General features: G+C 48.3%; 17 protein-coding genes. 8 read left to right on the top strand and 9 right to left on the bottom strand.

The annotated features are described in order from the left end of the window. Window positions 1-18 precede the first annotated feature (18 nt). Window positions 19-306, top strand: a complete 288-nt coding sequence (locus EDF78_RS15315) for a hypothetical protein (RefSeq protein WP_133823402.1) — start codon at window positions 19-21, stop codon at window positions 304-306. Between the two features lie 161 nt (window positions 307-467). Here EDF78_RS15315 and EDF78_RS15310 read toward each other — a convergent pair whose 3' ends face one another. Next, entirely contained in the window at window positions 468-1412 is a 945-nt protein-coding gene (locus EDF78_RS15310; protein WP_133823401.1) for a zincin-like metallopeptidase domain-containing protein, read from the bottom strand. Window positions 1413-1942: 530 nt separating this feature from the next. Between EDF78_RS15310 and EDF78_RS25965 the strand changes: the two genes are divergently transcribed. After that, window positions 1943-2068 carry an AAA family ATPase gene (locus tag EDF78_RS25965; protein ID WP_133823400.1) on the top strand — a complete coding sequence of 42 codons (126 nt, stop codon included), beginning with the start codon at window positions 1943-1945 and terminating at the stop codon, window positions 2066-2068. A gap of 15 nt (window positions 2069-2083) precedes the next feature. Here the strand turns inward: EDF78_RS25965 and EDF78_RS15300 are convergent. Both EDF78_RS15300 and EDF78_RS15295 read right to left on the bottom strand, forming a co-directional pair. Beyond that, window positions 2084-3234 (bottom strand): IS3 family transposase gene (locus EDF78_RS15300; protein WP_133823399.1). Its coding sequence is split into 2 segments (ribosomal slippage): window positions 2084-3000 and window positions 3000-3234, totalling 1152 coding nucleotides; the frame shifts between segments, so codons are not numbered across the junction. Window positions 3235-3446: 212 nt separating this feature from the next. Next, entirely contained in the window at window positions 3447-5012 is a 1566-nt protein-coding gene (locus EDF78_RS15295) for an amidase (protein ID WP_166654461.1), read from the bottom strand. A 400-nt stretch (window positions 5013-5412) separates the two neighbouring features. On the opposite strand from EDF78_RS15295, the gene EDF78_RS15290 reads away from it, so the two are divergent. Continuing rightward, on the top strand, window positions 5413-6189 hold the full coding sequence (locus EDF78_RS15290; RefSeq protein ID WP_165772324.1) for a helix-turn-helix transcriptional regulator: 777 nt from the start codon (window positions 5413-5415) through the stop codon (window positions 6187-6189). Between the two features lie 126 nt (window positions 6190-6315). Here the strand turns inward: EDF78_RS15290 and EDF78_RS15285 are convergent, their stop codons facing one another. Together EDF78_RS15285 and EDF78_RS15280 are read right to left on the bottom strand one after the other, a co-directional pair. Further along, the gene (locus tag EDF78_RS15285) at window positions 6316-7494 is read right to left on the bottom strand and encodes an MFS transporter (RefSeq protein ID WP_095921721.1); all 1179 of its coding nucleotides are present in this window, start codon (window positions 7492-7494) and stop codon (window positions 6316-6318) included. 91 nt (window positions 7495-7585) lie between these two features. Continuing rightward, window positions 7586-8557: a zinc-binding alcohol dehydrogenase family protein gene (locus EDF78_RS15280; protein ID WP_205948372.1), complete on the bottom strand. Its 972-nt coding sequence runs from the start codon at window positions 8555-8557 to the stop codon at window positions 7586-7588. Window positions 8558-8654: 97 nt separating this feature from the next. Between EDF78_RS15280 and EDF78_RS15275 the strand changes: the two genes are divergently transcribed. Next, complete coding sequence (locus EDF78_RS15275) at window positions 8655-9563, top strand: LysR family transcriptional regulator (RefSeq protein ID WP_095921720.1); 909 nt, start codon at window positions 8655-8657, stop codon at window positions 9561-9563. Window positions 9564-9613: 50 nt separating this feature from the next. Here the strand turns inward: EDF78_RS15275 and EDF78_RS15270 are convergent, their stop codons facing one another. From EDF78_RS15270 to EDF78_RS15260, 3 genes are all read right to left on the bottom strand, one after another. Continuing rightward, window positions 9614-10333: a cyclase family protein gene (locus EDF78_RS15270; protein WP_233432836.1), complete on the bottom strand. Its 720-nt coding sequence runs from the start codon at window positions 10331-10333 to the stop codon at window positions 9614-9616. A gap of 11 nt (window positions 10334-10344) precedes the next feature. Then, window positions 10345-11274 carry a DMT family transporter gene (locus EDF78_RS15265; RefSeq protein WP_095921718.1) on the bottom strand — a complete coding sequence of 310 codons (930 nt, stop codon included), beginning with the start codon at window positions 11272-11274 and terminating at the stop codon, window positions 10345-10347. 356 nt (window positions 11275-11630) lie between these two features. Continuing rightward, window positions 11631-12500, bottom strand: a complete 870-nt coding sequence (locus EDF78_RS15260; protein ID WP_243839459.1) for an arginase family protein — start codon at window positions 12498-12500, stop codon at window positions 11631-11633. Between the two features lie 206 nt (window positions 12501-12706). Here EDF78_RS15260 and EDF78_RS15255 point away from each other — a divergent pair, with 206 nt between their 5' ends. The 4 genes from EDF78_RS15255 (at window position 12707) to EDF78_RS15245 (ending at window position 15997) form a co-directional block, all read left to right on the top strand. Continuing rightward, window positions 12707-13291 (top strand): TetR/AcrR family transcriptional regulator, encoded by a 585-nt coding sequence (locus EDF78_RS15255; protein ID WP_095921717.1) that lies wholly within the window; start codon window positions 12707-12709, stop codon window positions 13289-13291. A gap of 374 nt (window positions 13292-13665) precedes the next feature. Next, entirely contained in the window at window positions 13666-14409 is a 744-nt protein-coding gene (locus EDF78_RS15250; protein ID WP_095921716.1) for an SDR family oxidoreductase, read from the top strand. A 105-nt stretch (window positions 14410-14514) separates the two neighbouring features. Then, on the top strand, window positions 14515-14736 hold the full coding sequence (locus EDF78_RS25605) for a hypothetical protein (protein WP_123902717.1): 222 nt from the start codon (window positions 14515-14517) through the stop codon (window positions 14734-14736). A gap of 61 nt (window positions 14737-14797) precedes the next feature. Continuing rightward, window positions 14798-15997 carry an MFS transporter gene (locus tag EDF78_RS15245; protein ID WP_095921715.1) on the top strand — a complete coding sequence of 400 codons (1200 nt, stop codon included), beginning with the start codon at window positions 14798-14800 and terminating at the stop codon, window positions 15995-15997. Window positions 15998-16095: 98 nt separating this feature from the next. Here EDF78_RS15245 and EDF78_RS15240 read toward each other — a convergent pair whose 3' ends face one another. Further along, entirely contained in the window at window positions 16096-17235 is a 1140-nt protein-coding gene (locus EDF78_RS15240) for an MFS transporter (protein WP_243839458.1), read from the bottom strand. Between the last annotated feature and the right edge of the window lie 143 nt (window positions 17236-17378).

The raw sequence follows: 17378 nt of genomic DNA, 5'->3' as shown, positions 1-17378 counted from the left end.
AACAGACAGGAGTCCAGAATGAACAGAGAAACTGACCGACTTTCGGACGTACTGACCGAAATGAGCGCAAAAGCGCTGGTGACATGGATGACACATTCCGCATTGCAGGACATACCGCGCGAAGCATTACTGGCTCGCGGCAACGATTTTGTGTATGCCCTGCACGCAAATTTTGTGCTGCTGCGTGACGTTCTGTCAGAAACTCTGCAGGATATTGAGCAACAGAGCCATGACCTCGAAGAAAGACTGAATAATCTGGAACAGTGGCTCCAGACACTCCAGACAGAGACTGATAATTTAGAATAACTACCTATTAATCTCTATTCGCGTAACTTCTTTATTCCGCTGGAGGGACATGACTGTTCGGTGCTCGCCTGGCTGCGCTCCGCCTCACTCGTGTCTCTACAGCGTTACTGTTTTAAGCGGCCCTACACGCAAAGCCGCATTCCGTTGCGACTCTTTCCTGCTCAGATTTTATCCATCAAATAACGATGCGCTTTGGATGCTGCACTAGCGGCCTTGAAAATATAGCGTTTGTCGTTCTTCAGTGCTTTCAGCCAGGAAGCGATGTAGCTTTCATGCTGAACCTCTCCAGCGATCCCCAGATCCGCCATCAGGAACGCGCTTCCCAGCTCGGCGATCAACTCCTCAAAAGCATATTCCTCACTGCCAAACTTCCCTTTCATCTCACGATTCAGGCGACTTTTTCCCCCGCTCCAGTGAACCAGCTCATGCAGGCCCGTAGTGTAGAAATTGGCGTCATCGCTAAAAAGACGACGGTCCGGTAAATGGATTTCGTCGGTTGATGGTGCGAAAAAGGCGTTCTGTCCCTTCTCAATGATGGTTGCACCACTGTTACGGAAAAGCGCTTCCGCCTGCGGTATCGGCTCAAAGGTCTCTGCCGGGAAAACTACTTCGTCACTCAGAGGCAACCCGTCAATTTGCTCAACATTAAACACGATGAACGTCTTCAGCATCGGGATATAGTCAGTTTCTCCTTCGTCATTTTCCCTTTCCAGCATGGTATAGAAAATGGCTGTTGTGCCGTGTTCTCCATTACGTACCTGCCCGCCTTCCGCTTTTGCCTGTTTGTAGGTCATCCAGCGCGAATCATTGAATCCCTGTTCTGACGCACTGCACCACAGCAACATGATATTCATCCCACTGTAAGCCGCTCCAGTTGAGTAATTTGAAGGCAATCCTGACATACCCGGTACGCGCTGCCACGGGCAGGACCACGGCTTAACACCTGCTTCAAGGGCAGAAATGATGCTGTCAGTTACTGACTGATAAATATCGGTTTTAGTTCTGGAAAATTTCGTTTTTGAGGAGCCTGACTGCTCCAGCGGGGATACGCTGGTCGCCGTTGCGGTGTTAGGGGCGCTAGTCTGGGTATGCAGGGAAATAGTCATGTTTTTTCTCCGTCAGTGATGTGACTTTCGTCTTCGTATCGCCTGACGGTTCACTTTCCCGGCATCGTTCCGGCATGCAAGGGCGCAGAATGCGTGCCATTTACCCTTGCGGGACGGGTTGTGTTGGGAAACGATTAGCCGGAAGCAGATACGGGAACGAAAAGCACACAGGAGAAAAAATCAGTCCCTGCAGATACGGATGTAGCGCCCCTTGCTCCGCAGCAGTGAAACAGGGTTAGGGCTAACAAGTAGCTATGAGCAGTAATTAGTTACATTTTTTAATATTTTAAGTATAAAATAAAACCAAAGCACAAATGATTGATTACGCATCTTTGCAACTGGAAAAATTTTGTGAATTGCTCTCTGCCTGTTTAGTTGATGGTTGATTCTGATTAGATAGTTACGAACATAAGAGCGTTAGCGAGCAGTGGCAACAGCTAATCGCCTGAATTCACAGTCATAAAAAATCCTAATGAATTGATATTAAACAAAATAAATAAATTATAAATGGGTGCAGATGAGGGGGGCTCATGCGTATTCATCAGGTTAAAATCAAGAATTTCCACTTTTTAGCTGATGCTGCGTTGGCTCTAGAAGATCATACAATTGTTATTGTCGGGCGAAGTAATAGTGGGAAAACGTTTCTGTCGGAGTGAATAGACCCTAGTTTCCTAGACGGTTCTGTGCCTCATGAACCAGGCACTTTCATAAACTGCAGGGGGCTGATCCTCACAGGCACTGTGGCGGCGTTTAGCATTATAAAACATCTCGATATAATCGAAGATATCCGCCTTCGCTTCTTCCCTATTTTTATAGATCCGTTTCTTTATGCGTTCCCGTTTTAGCAACTGGAAAAAGCTTTCTGCCACTGCGTTGTCATGGCAATTACCCCGACGACTCATGCTGCTTTTTAAATTGTGAGCTGTCATAAAATGCTGACATCTTTCGCTCGTATATTGAGAGCCCTGATCTGAATGGATTAATACTTCTGCCGTTGGTTTACGTCGCCATACCGCCATCAGTAATGCATCCATTACTAACTCAGCGGTCATTCGTCCGCCCATGCTCCAGCCGATAACCCTGCGTGAGAAGAGATCAAGAACAACAGCCAGATACAGCCAACCCTCATGCGTCCTTATATAAGTCATGTCACTCACCCAATGCGTATTTGGGGTAGGGACAACGAACTGGCGTTCAAGGTAATTTGGACTGGCAAAAGAAGGCTTTCCGCCACCGTAATAGCGTCGTTTTCGGTATCCAGTCTGAGATGCTAGTTCAGCGAGCCTCATCAGGCGCGCGATCCTGTTACGTCCGACGCATTCACCCAGATCTTTCATATCGAGCCAGATTTTTCGATAGCCGTAAACTTTACCGCTTTCAAGCCACAGTTGTTTAATCAAGCCTGTTTGTCGTTCATCTTGCCGTGTTCGCAAAGATTTAGGCCGCTTTAGCCACTGGTAATAACCGCTGTGATGGAGGCCAAGAACCAGACATAACCGGCGTACAGCATAAAAGGACAACATTTTTTTAATGAAGGCGTACTTCAGCCTGACGTTCTTGCAAAGTACGCGGCGGCCTTTTTTAAGATATCCCGCTCTTCAGTTACTCGCTTAAGTTCTTGCCTGAGGCGCTTTACTTCATGCTGAAGTGCATCGTCCTGCTTACGCTGCGACTCGGGCTTCTGGTAGCGCTTAACCCAGGCGTAAAGACTATTAGTGGATACACCAAGTCGAGAGGAGACCTCAGATACAGGGTACCCCTGCTCAGTAATCTGTTTTACGGCTTCAATTTTGAATTCTTCAGTGAACGTTTTGACTGACATAAACACTCCTTCATTAGGCCTCCATTATGAGGCAAAAAAGTGTCTACGAAACCCGGGTCTATTCACTACACTTGGAAGTTTCTATCAAAGTGGATACTATTCATGACTAAAAAGCAACATTAATACAGATTGTCAGCAGCCGTTATTGCAATCTTCGTTAACAAATATTATAAGCATTAGCATCATATAAGCGGCTAATGCTTAATTTTGAATTATTTCGCAATGGCAGCGGCGGGCAGATTTAGGGGGGCAGTACGATGATGCGTCGATTGTTCATAGTCGTAGGCTGCACTAAATAATACCGCCTCAGAGAATGGACGTCCTGCAATCTGCAGTCCTGTGGGCAAGTTCCCCCGAGTATTGCCCATCGGTACCGTGATTGCCGGAAGACCCGCTTGCGCGATCACCGGGTTATCATTCCCTCCGTCGCCGGTCATTTTTGTCAGCAGACGAGGGGGCTGAGTCCATGTCGGGTAAATAAGCACGCTTAAATTTTCGCGGTTCATTGCGCCTACGATGGCGGCGCGGAGTGCGGAAGTATTCTTCTCATCATTACGTTCTGCAGGGTTATCCTCCGGGTTTGGAACGCCGACCTGAGCTTTGAGGAACTGACTCAGTTCACCCAGATACTGCCCCGACTTCACCACTTCGGCAAAACTTTTGACAGAACGGTCAGCCCCTTCCGCTTGCAGATAAGTGTTCAGGTCATATTCCATCCGGTTAGGCCAGGGAATGTCTGTGAGTTTTTTAAAGTCCGGAAGATTAACTTCCACCACCACAGCACCCAGTGTACGCAGGTCATCTTCAGCCTGCTGGAAACGTTGCATCACCTCCGGGTCCGCATTTTTCGCATCAATAACCTGCCGCATCACACCAACACGCATACCGTTCAAGGCTCCACGTCTGAGGACTGCCGCGCTATCAAAAGAGGGAGCGGTCCTTGCCGCTTGAGTGGACGCATCTTTAGGATCGTAACCATAAGTGGCCTGATAGAGTAAGGCGGCATCCGATACCGAACGTGCGATTGGCCCGAGTGTATCTCGCGTTAACCAGATAGGAATGACGCCGTCTCGCGAACTCGCCCCCAGCGTAGGGCGCAGCCCGACGAGATTCTGCAATGCACTTGGCCCGCGAATAGAGGCACCCGTGTCAGTGCCCAGCCCAGCCACACCAAAATTAGCGGCAACGGCGGCAGCCGTACCACCGCTTGAGCCACCAGTGGTGCGTAAAGGGTCGTAAGGGTTGCGCGTCAACCCACCCAGCGAACTATTGCTGTAATCCGGCGTCCACGCAAACTCTGCCAAATTCGACTTTGCCAGCACAATCGCCCCGGCCTTCTCAAGACGTGTGACCTGAGTGGCATTATCAGCAGGAAGGTTGTTACGCATCGATTTTGACCCTGCAGTCGTCGGCATTCCTTTCACATCAATATTATCTTTCACAATGAGCGGTGTGCAGGCCAGCGGCAGATTTTTTTCTGTCGGGCTGCGATCTATTTCGCGTGCACGGTCAAGGGCTTTGGGGTTGGTGGCAATAATCGCGTTAATCGGAAGCATGCCGGCATGATCGAACGACGAAATGCGGCTGAGATAGGAAGAGACTATCGCTTCGCAGCTCACCTTGTTATCCAGCACAGCCTGCCGGATGGAACTGATTGTTGCCTCATTAAGCGTAAAACCGCTGTTTTGGCGGATCATCTCCTCTGCAGAGGAGGAATAACTCGTGAAATTTGCTAACAACAGACCGATGGTTATCACACTTCTTTTAACGGTAGACATCATATATCCCCTGAACACACTGTGAATTAATCTCGGTGGTTTGTCCTGCACAGGCCTCGCTAGTCTGACCTTTATCCACTGCAGTTTTTTTAAGACACCGCGATCGTTTGCCGTTCGTCGGAAGCGAACTCCGCTTCACTGGTTCCACCTTAGGGAAATAAAACGTTGAATGAACCTGTCAAAAATAACAGGCTGCCCTATAAAAACGGCATGTGGTAAGCATCATTTTTTTCAAAGTAAAAACTGGAATGCTTCTTGCTTGTTTAACCTGCCTGTGACCCGGTAGCCATCACGAAAGCAGCCAGTGGGAATCGTCTTAATGACGAGGGCAGATATTGCTTCAGCCCGGTGCAACTTACGCCGGGTGGTGCATCGATTAGTGACCGGGGAATCTAATGATATGCATTTATCGTCAAAACAACACCGCGCATTGAGTAAAATTTTGGCCCTCCAGTCCACGGCGACTCACCCTGATACTCTCAGGGAAAACATCGGACCACTGATTCTGGACGTTCTTAACGCGGACACCTATTCCTCCCTGGTGTGGAGTGAGCAGAAGGGAGTATTCGAAAAAGCGATTGGTGTGAATGAAACAGTGGACAGACTCAATGCCTGGAACCATTATTTTCGCCATATTGACCCAATCACCTTGCCTCTTATGCGCAGAAAAAGCGCAACAGCAGCCACCCAAATATTGCATCAGCGTGAGCTGATGCGGACTGAGTTTTATAATGATTTTCTGCGTCCCCAGCATCAGCACTGGGGCATCAACGTATATTTCTTTCACGAAGGTCAATGCGTCGGGGATTTTCGTATCTGGCGAAAGCGCGAACGGGGTGATTTCGTGAAGAACGATGCCGATATCCTGAACCTGCTGGCAGCATCGATGCCCGCCACATTGCATCGATTAAATCGCATGAAAGATCCCGCCCCCGAGGATTTTCTCCGGGCACCGCAGACGACTGAAGAAGTTCTTCAACGCGTCATGCAATTAAGTCGTCGTGAAGCAGAGATCGCCTGTTTGGTTGCTGAAGGTCTGGCTGATAAAAACATATCAGCCCAGTTGGGTATCGGCGTTACTACGGTACGCTATCACATGGGGAATATCTTTGAGAAATGCAAGGCACGAAACCGGTCGATGGTCGCCGCCAGGATTAAAACCATCGGCGCTTCCTGACAGAATTTATAGTAGAGGGTATTAAGGGGGTATAAGAGATAGAAATATCCTGCTGCGACCCGGAAATCTGAAGTAAAACTAAATTCAGACCTTATCCCTGCAATATGCCAGGCTAAGGTCTGATTTCTACATTTCCGTAGTGGGCGTCGAACGCAGATTTTTGTGCATGCACCACTTAACACACAGAATCATTATCAGTGACAATGCAGCAATGGCTGCTCCCGCCAGGACAACCGCCACGTATCCCCAGCCCGCAGCTATGACGCCGCCGCCCACTGCAGCCCCAGCTGCATTGCCTAGATTAAAAGCCCCAATGTTGACAGATGAAGCCAGATTCGGCGCATCAGCAGCAGCGGACATGACTTTCACCTGTAAGGCCGGGATCATCGCGAAACTGGTACATCCGCACAGGAAAATCAGTATCGCGGCGGGAATGCTGTATGGCAACGCAAACGCGAGGAGCACCAGTACGCATGACAGCGAAGCTAAGGAAACTATCAGCGTTCCTTCGACGGACCGGTCGGAGAACTTACCACCAATCCAGTTTCCGGCACACATCCCTACACCATAGGTTGTCAGCATTACAGTGATGAATTGTGCGGAAGCGCCATTTTCTGTCCGCAAAATGGGTGAGATGTAAGTTAATACCGTGAATTGCGCACTGGAAATCAGCGCCGTCAGCCCCATGGCTGCAAGCACCGGTCCGCGTTTGAGTACCGACAACTCTGCCAGTGCATTTCCCGTTTTTGATGGCGCAATGGCAGGCAATGTTGAGCGCAGTGCAACAATCGAGACGAGACCGACCACCACCATACTCCAGAATGTCGCCCGCCAGCTGACAGTTTCACCCAGCCAGGTCGCGGCCGGTACGCCCAGCACATTCGCGATCGTAAGCCCCATAAACATCGCGGCTACCGCACCGGCCTGTCGTCCTGGCGGCATCAGACTCCCCGCCACAACGGCACCGACCCCGAAATATGTTCCCTGACACAACGAAGCAATCAGTCTTGCTATCATCAACATGCCATAACCGGTCGCCAGCGCGGCAAGAAGGTTACCCAGAATATAAATGGTGATTAGGCCAATCAGTAAGCCACGTCGCGGGAAACGATTACTGGCTAACGTCACCAACGGAGCTCCCAGCGTGACGCCCAGCGCATAGGCGGTAATTAACAGGCCGGCTGCTGGTATCGATACGCCCACCCCGTCGGCCATCAGTGGCAAAATACCCATGGGTGAAAATTCCGTCAAACCAATGGCAAACGATCCCATTGCTAACGCAAGAAGAGGAAGTGTAGATTTCATTTTTTTCTCAGGTAAATACTGTGCAATGCAGTAAAAGGCAGGCCCGGTTCTCCGAAAAACCCGCCAGATGAATGGAGTGATTGCAAAGATATCAAAGGTGAAGAAGGACGGTTCCCGTAGCCTGACGCGAAGTCAATCGTTGATACGCATCTTCAAACTGCTCAAGCGGATAAACACTATCGATGGACGGCCGTAATAATCCCTGTTTGATAAACTCCTGTAAAACGTCAAGCACGCTGGCGACATCCTCATCTGTCTCAAGCCAGGCGTCATATCCCAATATCCGCTTTTCCTGAATGACGATATCGGCCACATCGACACTGGCTGTCGAACCGCCGACAAAACCAATTGAAACTACTGCACCACGCAAACGGACGGCGTGCAGCAGTTGTCCAAGCAGTTCGCCACCCACCGGATCAAAAGCACAATCAGCTCCCTGACCTTCTGTCATTGTCAGAACAGCGTCATAAAGGTCCTCAGATGACAAGTCGACCACCAGCTGCGCACCTGAATGTTTTGCCTGTTCCGCTTTAGCGGCGGTTGAAACGACCGCAATCGGGATCGCCCCCAGCGCAACCGACATCTGAATGAGAGCATGTCCGACGGAACCGGAAGCCCCTGAAATCAGGATTTTTTGCCCGCTCCGTACGTTACCAATCCTGGTCATAGACTGATAGGCCGTCACATAGTTAATCGGCAACGCCGCGCCTTCATCTAAGTCAAAATCATCAGGTAATACGATGATGCGTTTATCTTCGACCAGCACCCACTGCTGTTGCATTCCATCCTCGGTGATACCCAGCTGCGCGCCACCATAGATGGCAACCCGAGTGCCGGGGGAAAAACGCTCACTTTGTTCAACAATGCCCGAACCATCATTGCTCAACACGAGAGGAGCTTTTGCCATGGCGACAATCCCTGAACGAACCTGATGTGATAATGGATTAACGGTGGCGGCATGCATTTTAACCAGCGTAAAACCTTTTTTTTCAACGGGTTTAGCCCTTTCTTCAAGGTGCATTTCCGGCAGCGGGCCGAAGTGAGTTGATACCAGTGTTTTCATTAAAGCCTCCAGAAAATGAGTGTAGAAATATTTTATTTGTTTATCATGGTGAGATAAATAGGGGTATGATTTACGCTTTGTTGCATGAGATGAACATATGGATCGCTTAACTGCTGCATCGGTTTTACTGGAAACTGTTGCCAGAGGAAGTATCTCAGCTGCAGCCTCGCACCTTGAAATGTCGCGGGCAATGGCGACACGTTACATTCGTCTGATGGAGGAATGGGCCGGAGCCAGATTGTTACACCGTACCACCCGCAGGTTGAGCCTTACGGCAGCAGGAGAAGAAATTTTGCCGGTGTGCAAACAGATGCTGGCTCTGTCGGGCGATGTGAGCGCCTTTGGAAATCAGGCTGAGGATGTACCGAGGGGATTGCTAAGGTTGACGTCTTCGTCAATCTTCGCCGAGTACTGTTTGACGGATGTGCTGATGTCATTTCTCAGGCAATATCCTGCGGTTTCTGTCGATCTGCAAATTGCAGACCGCACATCGAATCTGGCGGAGGACGGAATAGACCTGGCCATTCGTGTGACAAAGCTCATCGATCCCGGTGTGATAGCACGCAAGCTAGGGGAGGTGCGATCGGTCGTATGTGCCAGCCCAGAGTACCTTGCAGCCCACGGTACACCAGGCGATGTGCGTGATCTCTGCGCACACAACTGTCTGTCTTATGCCCATTATGGGCGCAGTACCTGGAGTTTCCGCACGCAGGAAGAAACTATCATTGTCCCGGTATCCGGCAATTTCAGCTCTAACGAAGCCTCCGTTCTGGTTCGTGCAGTGCTGAGTGGGACCGGTATCGCCCTGCTCCCGCGATTTGCGGCTTCCCAGCTTATCTCTGCTGGAAAACTCATTCATCTTCTCCCTGAATTTGAAGTAGAAACGCTGTGCGTATTTGCCGTGTATTTATCCCGCCGGCATATGCCAAGCGCTTTACGTGTACTCATTGAATTCCTTACCGACAATATGTCTTCCCTCCCGGCCATTGCCCCAACAAACAGGTGAATAATTTCAAGCCTGATGTACGTTAAAAAGGGGCCTCAGCCCCTTATGGTTCAATAAATAGCGGCATAAATACGCGCGGGGAAGCTGGCCATCGGGGCTCTTGGTGGCACAGCAGTCAGGTAGGCATCTTTTCCGGCAACGGCCTCTAAATTGGTCATGTCTTCTGCGATAACAATCCCGTGCTTCAGCAAAATATCATGGACCGGGATCGTATCGTTTTTATTAAAATTGTCGACCAGCAAGGCATCAATCCCAACCAGTGCAGCCTGATTTCTGACTAACCAGTTTGCCGCTTCTGTGGTCATATAAGGCGGGTTTTTACTGTATTCCGCTGTACCAAATACTTTGCTTTTGCCCGTGTTCAGCAACACCGCTTTACCTTTTACATTCAGGTTGTGGAATGCAGACACGTCAAAAACATCACTGCCTGGTGCCAGTTTCACGACGATCACCGGGAGATTGACCAGCTTTTCAAGCGGATAATCAGAAATCTTCATGCCTTTCTCATCCGCATGATACGGCGAGTCAATATAGGTTGCAGAGATGCCCAGAAATTTAATCCCGTCAATCAATGCTCCATTTGCATATCGCGGCGCCGTTTTATAGATCTCCACATCACTCAACCCCGGATAAGTTTGCATTCCTGTTTCAAGAGGATGATTAAGATCAACATACTTTTCCGGCGTAGGAAGCGTCACGGCCAGTGCTGACTGGCAAAAGAGTAATGTTGATAAAGCGGTAATGACCCTGTTAGAAAAGAGTATTTTCATAGATAACGTCCTTAAATTTCACGAGGCAGGCGGGTAGCTGTCTTTTTTTTGAAAAGTTTAAATAAATCAACTTCTGAGAAAATAACGGAGAAAATAATTATTACTGTAGCAATCAGATCGGTGTGCTTAACCGCATCACCGAAGAATAATGCAGAACAGGCCATCGAGGCGACAGGCGTTAATGCAACACACATACCCGCAGACGCAGCAGAAATATGACCAATACCTTTAAAAAAGAACATATACGCCAGCGCCCAGACGAACACGCCGTAATACAGCAAGACCCCCGCCTGACCACGCGTAATGCTGAGCAAAGAGAAAGACTGACTTTCATGAACCGCCATCGGCAAGCTGAATACTGCACCTGCAAGGCAGACTCCCGCCGCCATCGTTAAAGGTTTAAGCGAGGTACTGACTTTGTTCGCCACAATAATATTGACAGCATTGGAAAGCGTAGATAAGGACAGAAACACTAATCCGGTTAACGTATTATTACTGCTTCCCTGACTGCCAGGCAGTGTCATCACCACCACGCTGATAATGGCGAGAATGACGGAAATACTGGCGTTTAATTTCAATTTTTCTTTAAAGAAAAGCACCGAAATCACCAGGACAACCGCAGGCGTTGCACTGGTTATCACTGAGGCTGAAATCGCCGTTGTTGTCGGTAGCCCGTATAACAAAAACACGGTGTAAAGGACGGCGCCCAGCAGAGCTAACACACTGATCATCAAACTGTCTTTCAGGCTGATATTGAACCAGTTAGTTTTTTCTCTGAACAGGGTAAATGGCAGAAGAAATATAAACCCTATGGCGAAACTGATGCAGGTGAACGTCCAGGTGGGAATAGAATCCATTGCTTCTTTCGCAACAGGATAGCTTGAACCAACAAGTATAAAGCACATTATGACCGACAGCAATCCGGATATTTTTGTGTACATGTCAAAGCCTTTTAGCAATAAGTGATACTGAGGTTTTTATAAATCCCAGTGAACTGTATTATAATTAAAGAAGTATCAGGTGAATGCGATAAATATGCATTTAACACAATGCAATAGTTGTGCCACATTAATAACCACTGAAATCAAGGCCTGCCTGAAAACAATTAAAAAGAATTCACCATCATAGTGCATGGGTATATTTATTTTGGTGCAATTGAAATTATTCAATATAAGTGGAATTTAATAAAAGATAACTCCATGCACTTCGAGTGGGAATAAATAAGGTATTTGAAGAGATTTTTAGAGGGTAATTCTAATTTTAAAAGGAGGCATGCACCCCCTCATAAAATATTGACTCATTCAGACTTTAATAAAGGAAGTGATGCCAGCATGGCTTTCATATTAATGGCATCCCAGGGTAAGTGCTCCGCTATTCCGAGACCTACAATGTTTGTTAATTTATCCACCTGGTTAATCAATGTCAAAACTTCGGATATTTCAAGCTGGCCGGTGCCAATACCATCAAAATCATGCTCACCTGCTGCCGGATTAGCAAAAAGCACCGAGCGGAAGTTTTTATAATTCAGCACATCCAGGTCAAAATGAATCGCGAGACAGGTGATCCCTTCCCGCTTAATCCACTCGCTCACAGCATTAGCCCCGTTTTTCACATCTTGTGGGGAACAGGTATTAATCCCCTTCTCAGCGATAAACTGTTTCTCATAGTCATTCGGCTGATTAATACCGGCTATCATGACTTTGTTTGCTGCAACCGGATAAGTCACCGGCGCTGTCAAATCTGCATCACCGTATCCCATAAGGGCACCAAGCACATGTGCGTGCGAATGGCTGAATTGTGCAGGCGTCATGACATCAGGATGGGCATCGATCCACAACACGCCAAGGCTGTCATTGTACTTCTGTGCAAGGTAAGCAAAGGGAGCAAGATCTACTAAGCAATCTCCACCAAGAACAACGACTTTCTCTGGTGAATACGCCTGCAACGCTGCCTGAGCCGCTTTCAGTTGGCTCACCACTTGCGTGCGGCCCATGATGCCGTTTTCATTGACCAGCGGCGTTTCCGACGGAGTGACAGGGATCCTGGCAACCGGAGATTGGCTCACCGGTGCCAGCCATTCCAGCAACTCAGCACCGAACTGGTAGGCCGGATTATTCCCACCCTGCCACTGTGGCATCACCAGGCGTATCATTTTTGTTTTGCTCATCAGAATCTTCCCTCCTCTCCGTCAATATTTTGAAATCTGCCTGCAATCATCACAGCATAGAAACCTAGTGAATGAACGATCATTCATTCACGCTACAGTAGTTCATTAAGCTTGTCTAGCCATGCTCCGTAGATGGCCGTAGAAATAGACAATTCGGGGGTTTTACGATACTTTGCTGCATTAGCGTTTATCTGGTTGATATTGATATGAATGATGATAAGAACTCTACCTACCACCGTTTAATCGTTGCAGCGGCAGAGTGTTTCTCAGAGAAAGGATTCAATGCGACAAGTATTGGAGAAATTGCGCGCAAGGCAAAAGTCAGCCAGGGCGCGATGTATACCTATTTCAAAGGGAAGTCAGAGCTTATTTCTGCCATTGTTTTAGAAGAAAAGAACACGGCGTTGAATAACTACACATTCTCCGTTATTACGCCTCCCTTTGACCATCTTTTAGATTTAGTCACCTCTTGTATTAATGAAGTGGGATATCCTGCCGATCATCGGTTATGGGTTGAAATTATTGCTGAAGCTGCCCGTAATCCGTTAGTAAAAGAAACCTTTATTGCCACCGATTGCATCATGCGTGATGGGATTAAAACGATTATTTCCCGGGGTATCCAGGCAGGCGATTTCTCTGCAGAGCTGAATCTGGAGGCCACCTCTATTGCTATATTTGCGCTTATTGACGGTCTGATATCCCGCAGTGCTATTAACCCCGCGTTTAATCTGGGGAATGACTTACCTGCTTTCCCTTCACTTCTGAAACACATTATTGGTTATCAGAAATAAATTTTAATAAAATTCATGGTGTTTATTTTCCCACCCCGCCACCCACATTTGGCATTATTATTTTCTATGCAAATGATATCACCTTGCTTAATATATTCCTGTAAGTTTTATTTTCATTTTTGCTAGTGAACTACTAGTTACCATTATTTATACAAATCTCCAGAAAACGATTATTCCTTCTTTGCCTGAATACCTCGGCGAATGTCGGATTTCAGGATGAGTATATTTAATTGTCATGTTGTTTCCTTGATAGCAAGTAACGAGCCTATTAGGTCTATTTATGCAACAAAGTGTAAACCATTGCGGTATTTTTCCTTCTCATACAATCCACTAGAATTGAGAATCTATTGTTTTCTGCATTAGGGGAGTAAAGCATGTCAAATTCACTGACGGGTAAACGAGTTTTAGTTACAGGTGCCAGCCGCGGCATTGGGAAAGCGATTGCCGAGTCATTTGCCGATGCTGGCGCTGATGTCGCCATCACTTTTCAGAATTCGAGGGAAAAGGCCCAGGAAGTTGTCAGAGAGATTGAAGCAAAAGGACAACGAGCAGTGGCCATTGCAGCAGACAGTGCCGACCCTGAAGCTGTGCAAAATTCAGTGATACAGGCTGCCACTTTTCTTGGCGGACTGGATATTCTGGTCAACAATGCAGGAGTCATCATTCATGGCCCTTTTGAAGAGGTAAAGTTGGATGAGCTTAACCATATTCTTAATGTGAACATACGATCAGTAGTGTTAGCTACCCAGTCGGCGTTGGCGATCATGAAAGATGGTGGACGAATTATAAATATAGGCAGTTGTCAGGCAGAACGAGTTCCGGGGCCAGGACTGAGTATTTATTCAATGACCAAATCCGCATTAACCTCGCTGACAAGAGGACTAGCCCGCGATCTTGGACCTCGCGGAATAACCGTGAATCTGGTCAACCCAGGACCAACAGACACCGATATGAATCCAGCGGATGGTGAAAATTCTGAGAACCAGCGTCTACTCACGGCCTTGGGCCACTTTGGAGCCACTGAAGATGTCGCAAATGCTGTCATTTTCCTGGCAGGGCCGGGCGCAAAACATATTACGGGTGTTGGCTTAGCCGTTGATGGTGGAATAAATGCTTAAGCGTGATCTGTAACAGATATGTAACCAACCGGGCACCTCGCCTTGTGAAAGACATTCCCTGCCAGCATGCTGATCTCACGCCATAAAATCGGTGTGAGATAAACAATGGCAAAACGTTTTTCCTTTATTGAACGACAGCAACATCTCGATGCCTGGCAACGCAGCGGCTTGACCAAACAAGAGTGTTGCCGGCAGCACTCCATAACCATTAGCGGCTTTAATTATTGGATCAAACTCCAATTGCTGATGCGTATATTGACAGCAAGAAAAGGCTTAGGTAATGTGCGCCTCAGACATTTCAGGTTCTCTGAATTGCGTAAGCGTTAACGTCAACCAACGCATAAATTACGATCATTTTAAAACATCGTATTTATTTGGTTGATGCAACATGCCTGTATTATCGGATAAAAGCCTCGTAGCAAAAAACACCCTTTTTTCACTGACCTTCATTGGTATCCTGCTTATAGCCTCTAACCTGAGAGCGCCAATAACCGCGCTGGGCCCTGTTATTCATGAAATTGCGGCCTCGTTTAATTTTTCAGGTGGTTACACTGGATTACTAAACGCGCTCCCGTTACTCATTTTTGGTCTTGGCTCCCCTTTTGCCGCCATGCTCACTCGCAGAACAGGCCTTGAGAAAGCTCTTCTCTCTGCGATTGCCTTGATCACGCTGGGATGTATTACGCGTGTATGCTTCGGAGTAATGGGGTTATGGATTGGGACACTTCTTATCGGTCTGGGGATAGCCTTTGCTAATGTCCTGGTTGTGCCATTAATCAAGCGGGATTTCCTGGATAATGCCGCGCGCTGCATAGGGCTATATGCTGCCACCATGGCTTTGACAGCAGCGCTATCGAGCGGGATCGCTGCTCCCCTTTCAGAACTCAGCAATGCGACCTGGAGGCTGTCAATTGGCATCTGGGTGATACCTGCAGCCATTGCTTTGTTAGTGTGGATGAAAGTAAGTACACGAGCGGATAAAAAGGCTGATTCAACCGCAAAAACTGTGGTGAAGGGTACGGGATCCATTTGGAAAAGCATTGTGGCATGGCAGGTTTCAATGTTCATGGCTATGCAGACTATGGTCTTTTATACGCTCATTGACTGGTATCCCTCTATAGCCAGTGAACACGGTGTTAGCTCATCTGCTGCAGGTTTCCATCTATTCATCTATCAGGCCGTTGCTGTCGTTGCCAATCTTTCCACTTCCGTATTTATTGCCCGTCTGAGAGATCAGCGTTTCCTGGGGCTGTTATGCTCATTGTTCATTTCCTTCGGCGTTGCTGGGCTCCTGATTATGCCTGAAGATTCATCGTTATGGCTCGTCCTTGCAGGCATCGGAGCGGGGATGTCCATGGTCACCTGTCTGACGCTCTTTGGGCTGAGAGCCCGGGAACACAGCCAGGCAGTGCAGTTGTCTGGAAAGGCGCAGTGCATTGGCTATCTGATTGGTGCTCTGGGGCCATATCTCGCAGGCATATTGCATAGTCATACCCGCTCATGGAGTTCCACACTCGTGTGCATGCTTATGATTTCGTTCTTTCAGGCTTATTTTGCATGGCAGGCAGGTCGGAAAAGATTTGTTTAGAGGATGCGTGCCCGGTTTGCATCGGGCACATTTTTAAATGTTAAATCAGCTTTGCTGAAGTACAACGCAGACAATATATCTTTGAGCCCTTACTGCCACTAGAATTCATTGCAAGCTTGTGGCCTAAGCGCGTGCCAGACAGTAAAGGTATAGACGACCAGACCGGTAATACCCAACATAACGCCAACATAGGCCGTTGAGATCCAACCGAAGCCTGAAGATACCGCCAGACCTCCCAGCCAGGCGCCCATCGCATTGGCAATGTTCAGGGCGGAATGGTTCATCGCGGCGGCCAGCGTTTGCGAATCATTGGCAACATCCATCAGGCGTATTTGTAATGACGGCAGTAAAATGGATGAGGTGCCAATCAGGAATGTGGCAATCATCCCTGTCGCAACATGCGTGGCCAGCAGAGGGAAAGCAGCCATGATTAGAATGTTCCATAGCAACGTCCACCCTATTACCTTAAGTACTGTCTTCTCCGCCAGGCGTCCGCCAACCAGATTGCCTGATATCATGCCCAGACCAAAGGCCGCCATGGCCCATGGGATCAATCTCGCAGGCATACCCGCCACGTTAATAAGTGTTGGTGCGATATAGCTAAAGACCGCAAACATTCCGCCAAATCCAATGGCTCCCACAAGCAATGTCAGCAGAACCTGGCTGTTCTTCAGGGCTTTCAGTTCACGTAAAGGATGGGCATCACTGTCGTTTGGCGTCATCGGGACAAAACGCATTATCAATACACAGGTCAGCAAGCCAATGGCGCCAACAAAACCGAACACCACGTGCCAGTTAAACACCTGCCCTATCCAGGATCCCAGCGGTACACCCACCAACGTGGCAATAGTCAGTCCGAGCATTAAAGCGCTCAACGCCCTGCCGCGTTTTTCTGGCGTTACCAGCGAGGCGGCAACCAGAGAAGCCACACCGAAGAAGGCACCGTGCGGTAATCCTGTCAGGAAACGGGCACCAATCAATTGATAGTAACTGCCCGAAAATGCACTGACGGTGTTGCCAATGAAAAACATCGCCATCAAGCAGAGTAGAAGTTTTTTCCGTGCCATCCGGGCCGCCAGAACTGCAATTACTGGTGCACCGACTACCACGCCCAGCGCATAACTGGCGATTGTGTTACCGGCCTGCGGCTCAGAGATATTAAGTGACTCTGCAACCCCGGGCAGAAGCCCCATGATAATGAACTCACCTGTACCGATGCCAAACCCGCCCAGCGCCAAAGCAAAAATGGCCCAACGTGCTGCGTCAGAACCTAAGGTGTAAAACAGCGTGCAAAAGTGAGCAGGTTTCCGGGGTGATCAGCGCCCAATTATGACCACCCCGGGTGCGTGTCACACTCCTCCTTTTTGGGGGAGTAACCTGG

It is taken from the genome of Rahnella sp. BIGb0236 (assembly GCF_004364755.1).
Lineage (GTDB): Bacteria > Pseudomonadota > Gammaproteobacteria > Enterobacterales > Enterobacteriaceae > Rahnella > Rahnella victoriana.
The sequence above is the reverse complement of the archived record's forward strand: the minus strand, read 5'-3'. Positions and strand labels throughout refer to the sequence as shown.

Bases quoted from the DNA above. Each gene is read 5' to 3' on its own strand.
- EDF78_RS15315 (WP_133823402.1), top strand. From the start codon at position 19: ATGAACAGAGAAACTGACCGACTTTCGGACGTACTGACCGAAATGAGC.
- EDF78_RS15310 (WP_133823401.1), bottom strand. From the start codon at position 1,412: ATGACTATTTCCCTGCATACCCAGACTAGCGCCCCTAACACCGCAACG.
- EDF78_RS25965 (WP_133823400.1), top strand. From the start codon at position 1,943: ATGCGTATTCATCAGGTTAAAATCAAGAATTTCCACTTTTTAGCTGAT.
- EDF78_RS15295 (WP_166654461.1), bottom strand. From the start codon at position 5,012: ATGTCTACCGTTAAAAGAAGTGTGATAACCATCGGTCTGTTGTTAGCA.
- EDF78_RS15290 (WP_165772324.1), top strand. From the start codon at position 5,413: ATGCATTTATCGTCAAAACAACACCGCGCATTGAGTAAAATTTTGGCC.
- EDF78_RS15285 (WP_095921721.1), bottom strand. From the start codon at position 7,494: ATGAAATCTACACTTCCTCTTCTTGCGTTAGCAATGGGATCGTTTGCC.
- EDF78_RS15280 (WP_205948372.1), bottom strand. From the start codon at position 8,557: ATGAAAACACTGGTATCAACTCACTTCGGCCCGCTGCCGGAAATGCAC.
- EDF78_RS15275 (WP_095921720.1), top strand. From the start codon at position 8,655: ATGGATCGCTTAACTGCTGCATCGGTTTTACTGGAAACTGTTGCCAGA.
- EDF78_RS15270 (WP_233432836.1), bottom strand. From the start codon at position 10,333: ATGAAAATACTCTTTTCTAACAGGGTCATTACCGCTTTATCAACATTA.
- EDF78_RS15265 (WP_095921718.1), bottom strand. From the start codon at position 11,274: ATGTACACAAAAATATCCGGATTGCTGTCGGTCATAATGTGCTTTATA.
- EDF78_RS15260 (WP_243839459.1), bottom strand. From the start codon at position 12,500: ATGAGCAAAACAAAAATGATACGCCTGGTGATGCCACAGTGGCAGGGT.
- EDF78_RS15255 (WP_095921717.1), top strand. From the start codon at position 12,707: ATGAATGATGATAAGAACTCTACCTACCACCGTTTAATCGTTGCAGCG.
- EDF78_RS15250 (WP_095921716.1), top strand. From the start codon at position 13,666: ATGTCAAATTCACTGACGGGTAAACGAGTTTTAGTTACAGGTGCCAGC.
- EDF78_RS25605 (WP_123902717.1), top strand. From the start codon at position 14,515: ATGGCAAAACGTTTTTCCTTTATTGAACGACAGCAACATCTCGATGCC.
- EDF78_RS15245 (WP_095921715.1), top strand. From the start codon at position 14,798: ATGCCTGTATTATCGGATAAAAGCCTCGTAGCAAAAAACACCCTTTTT.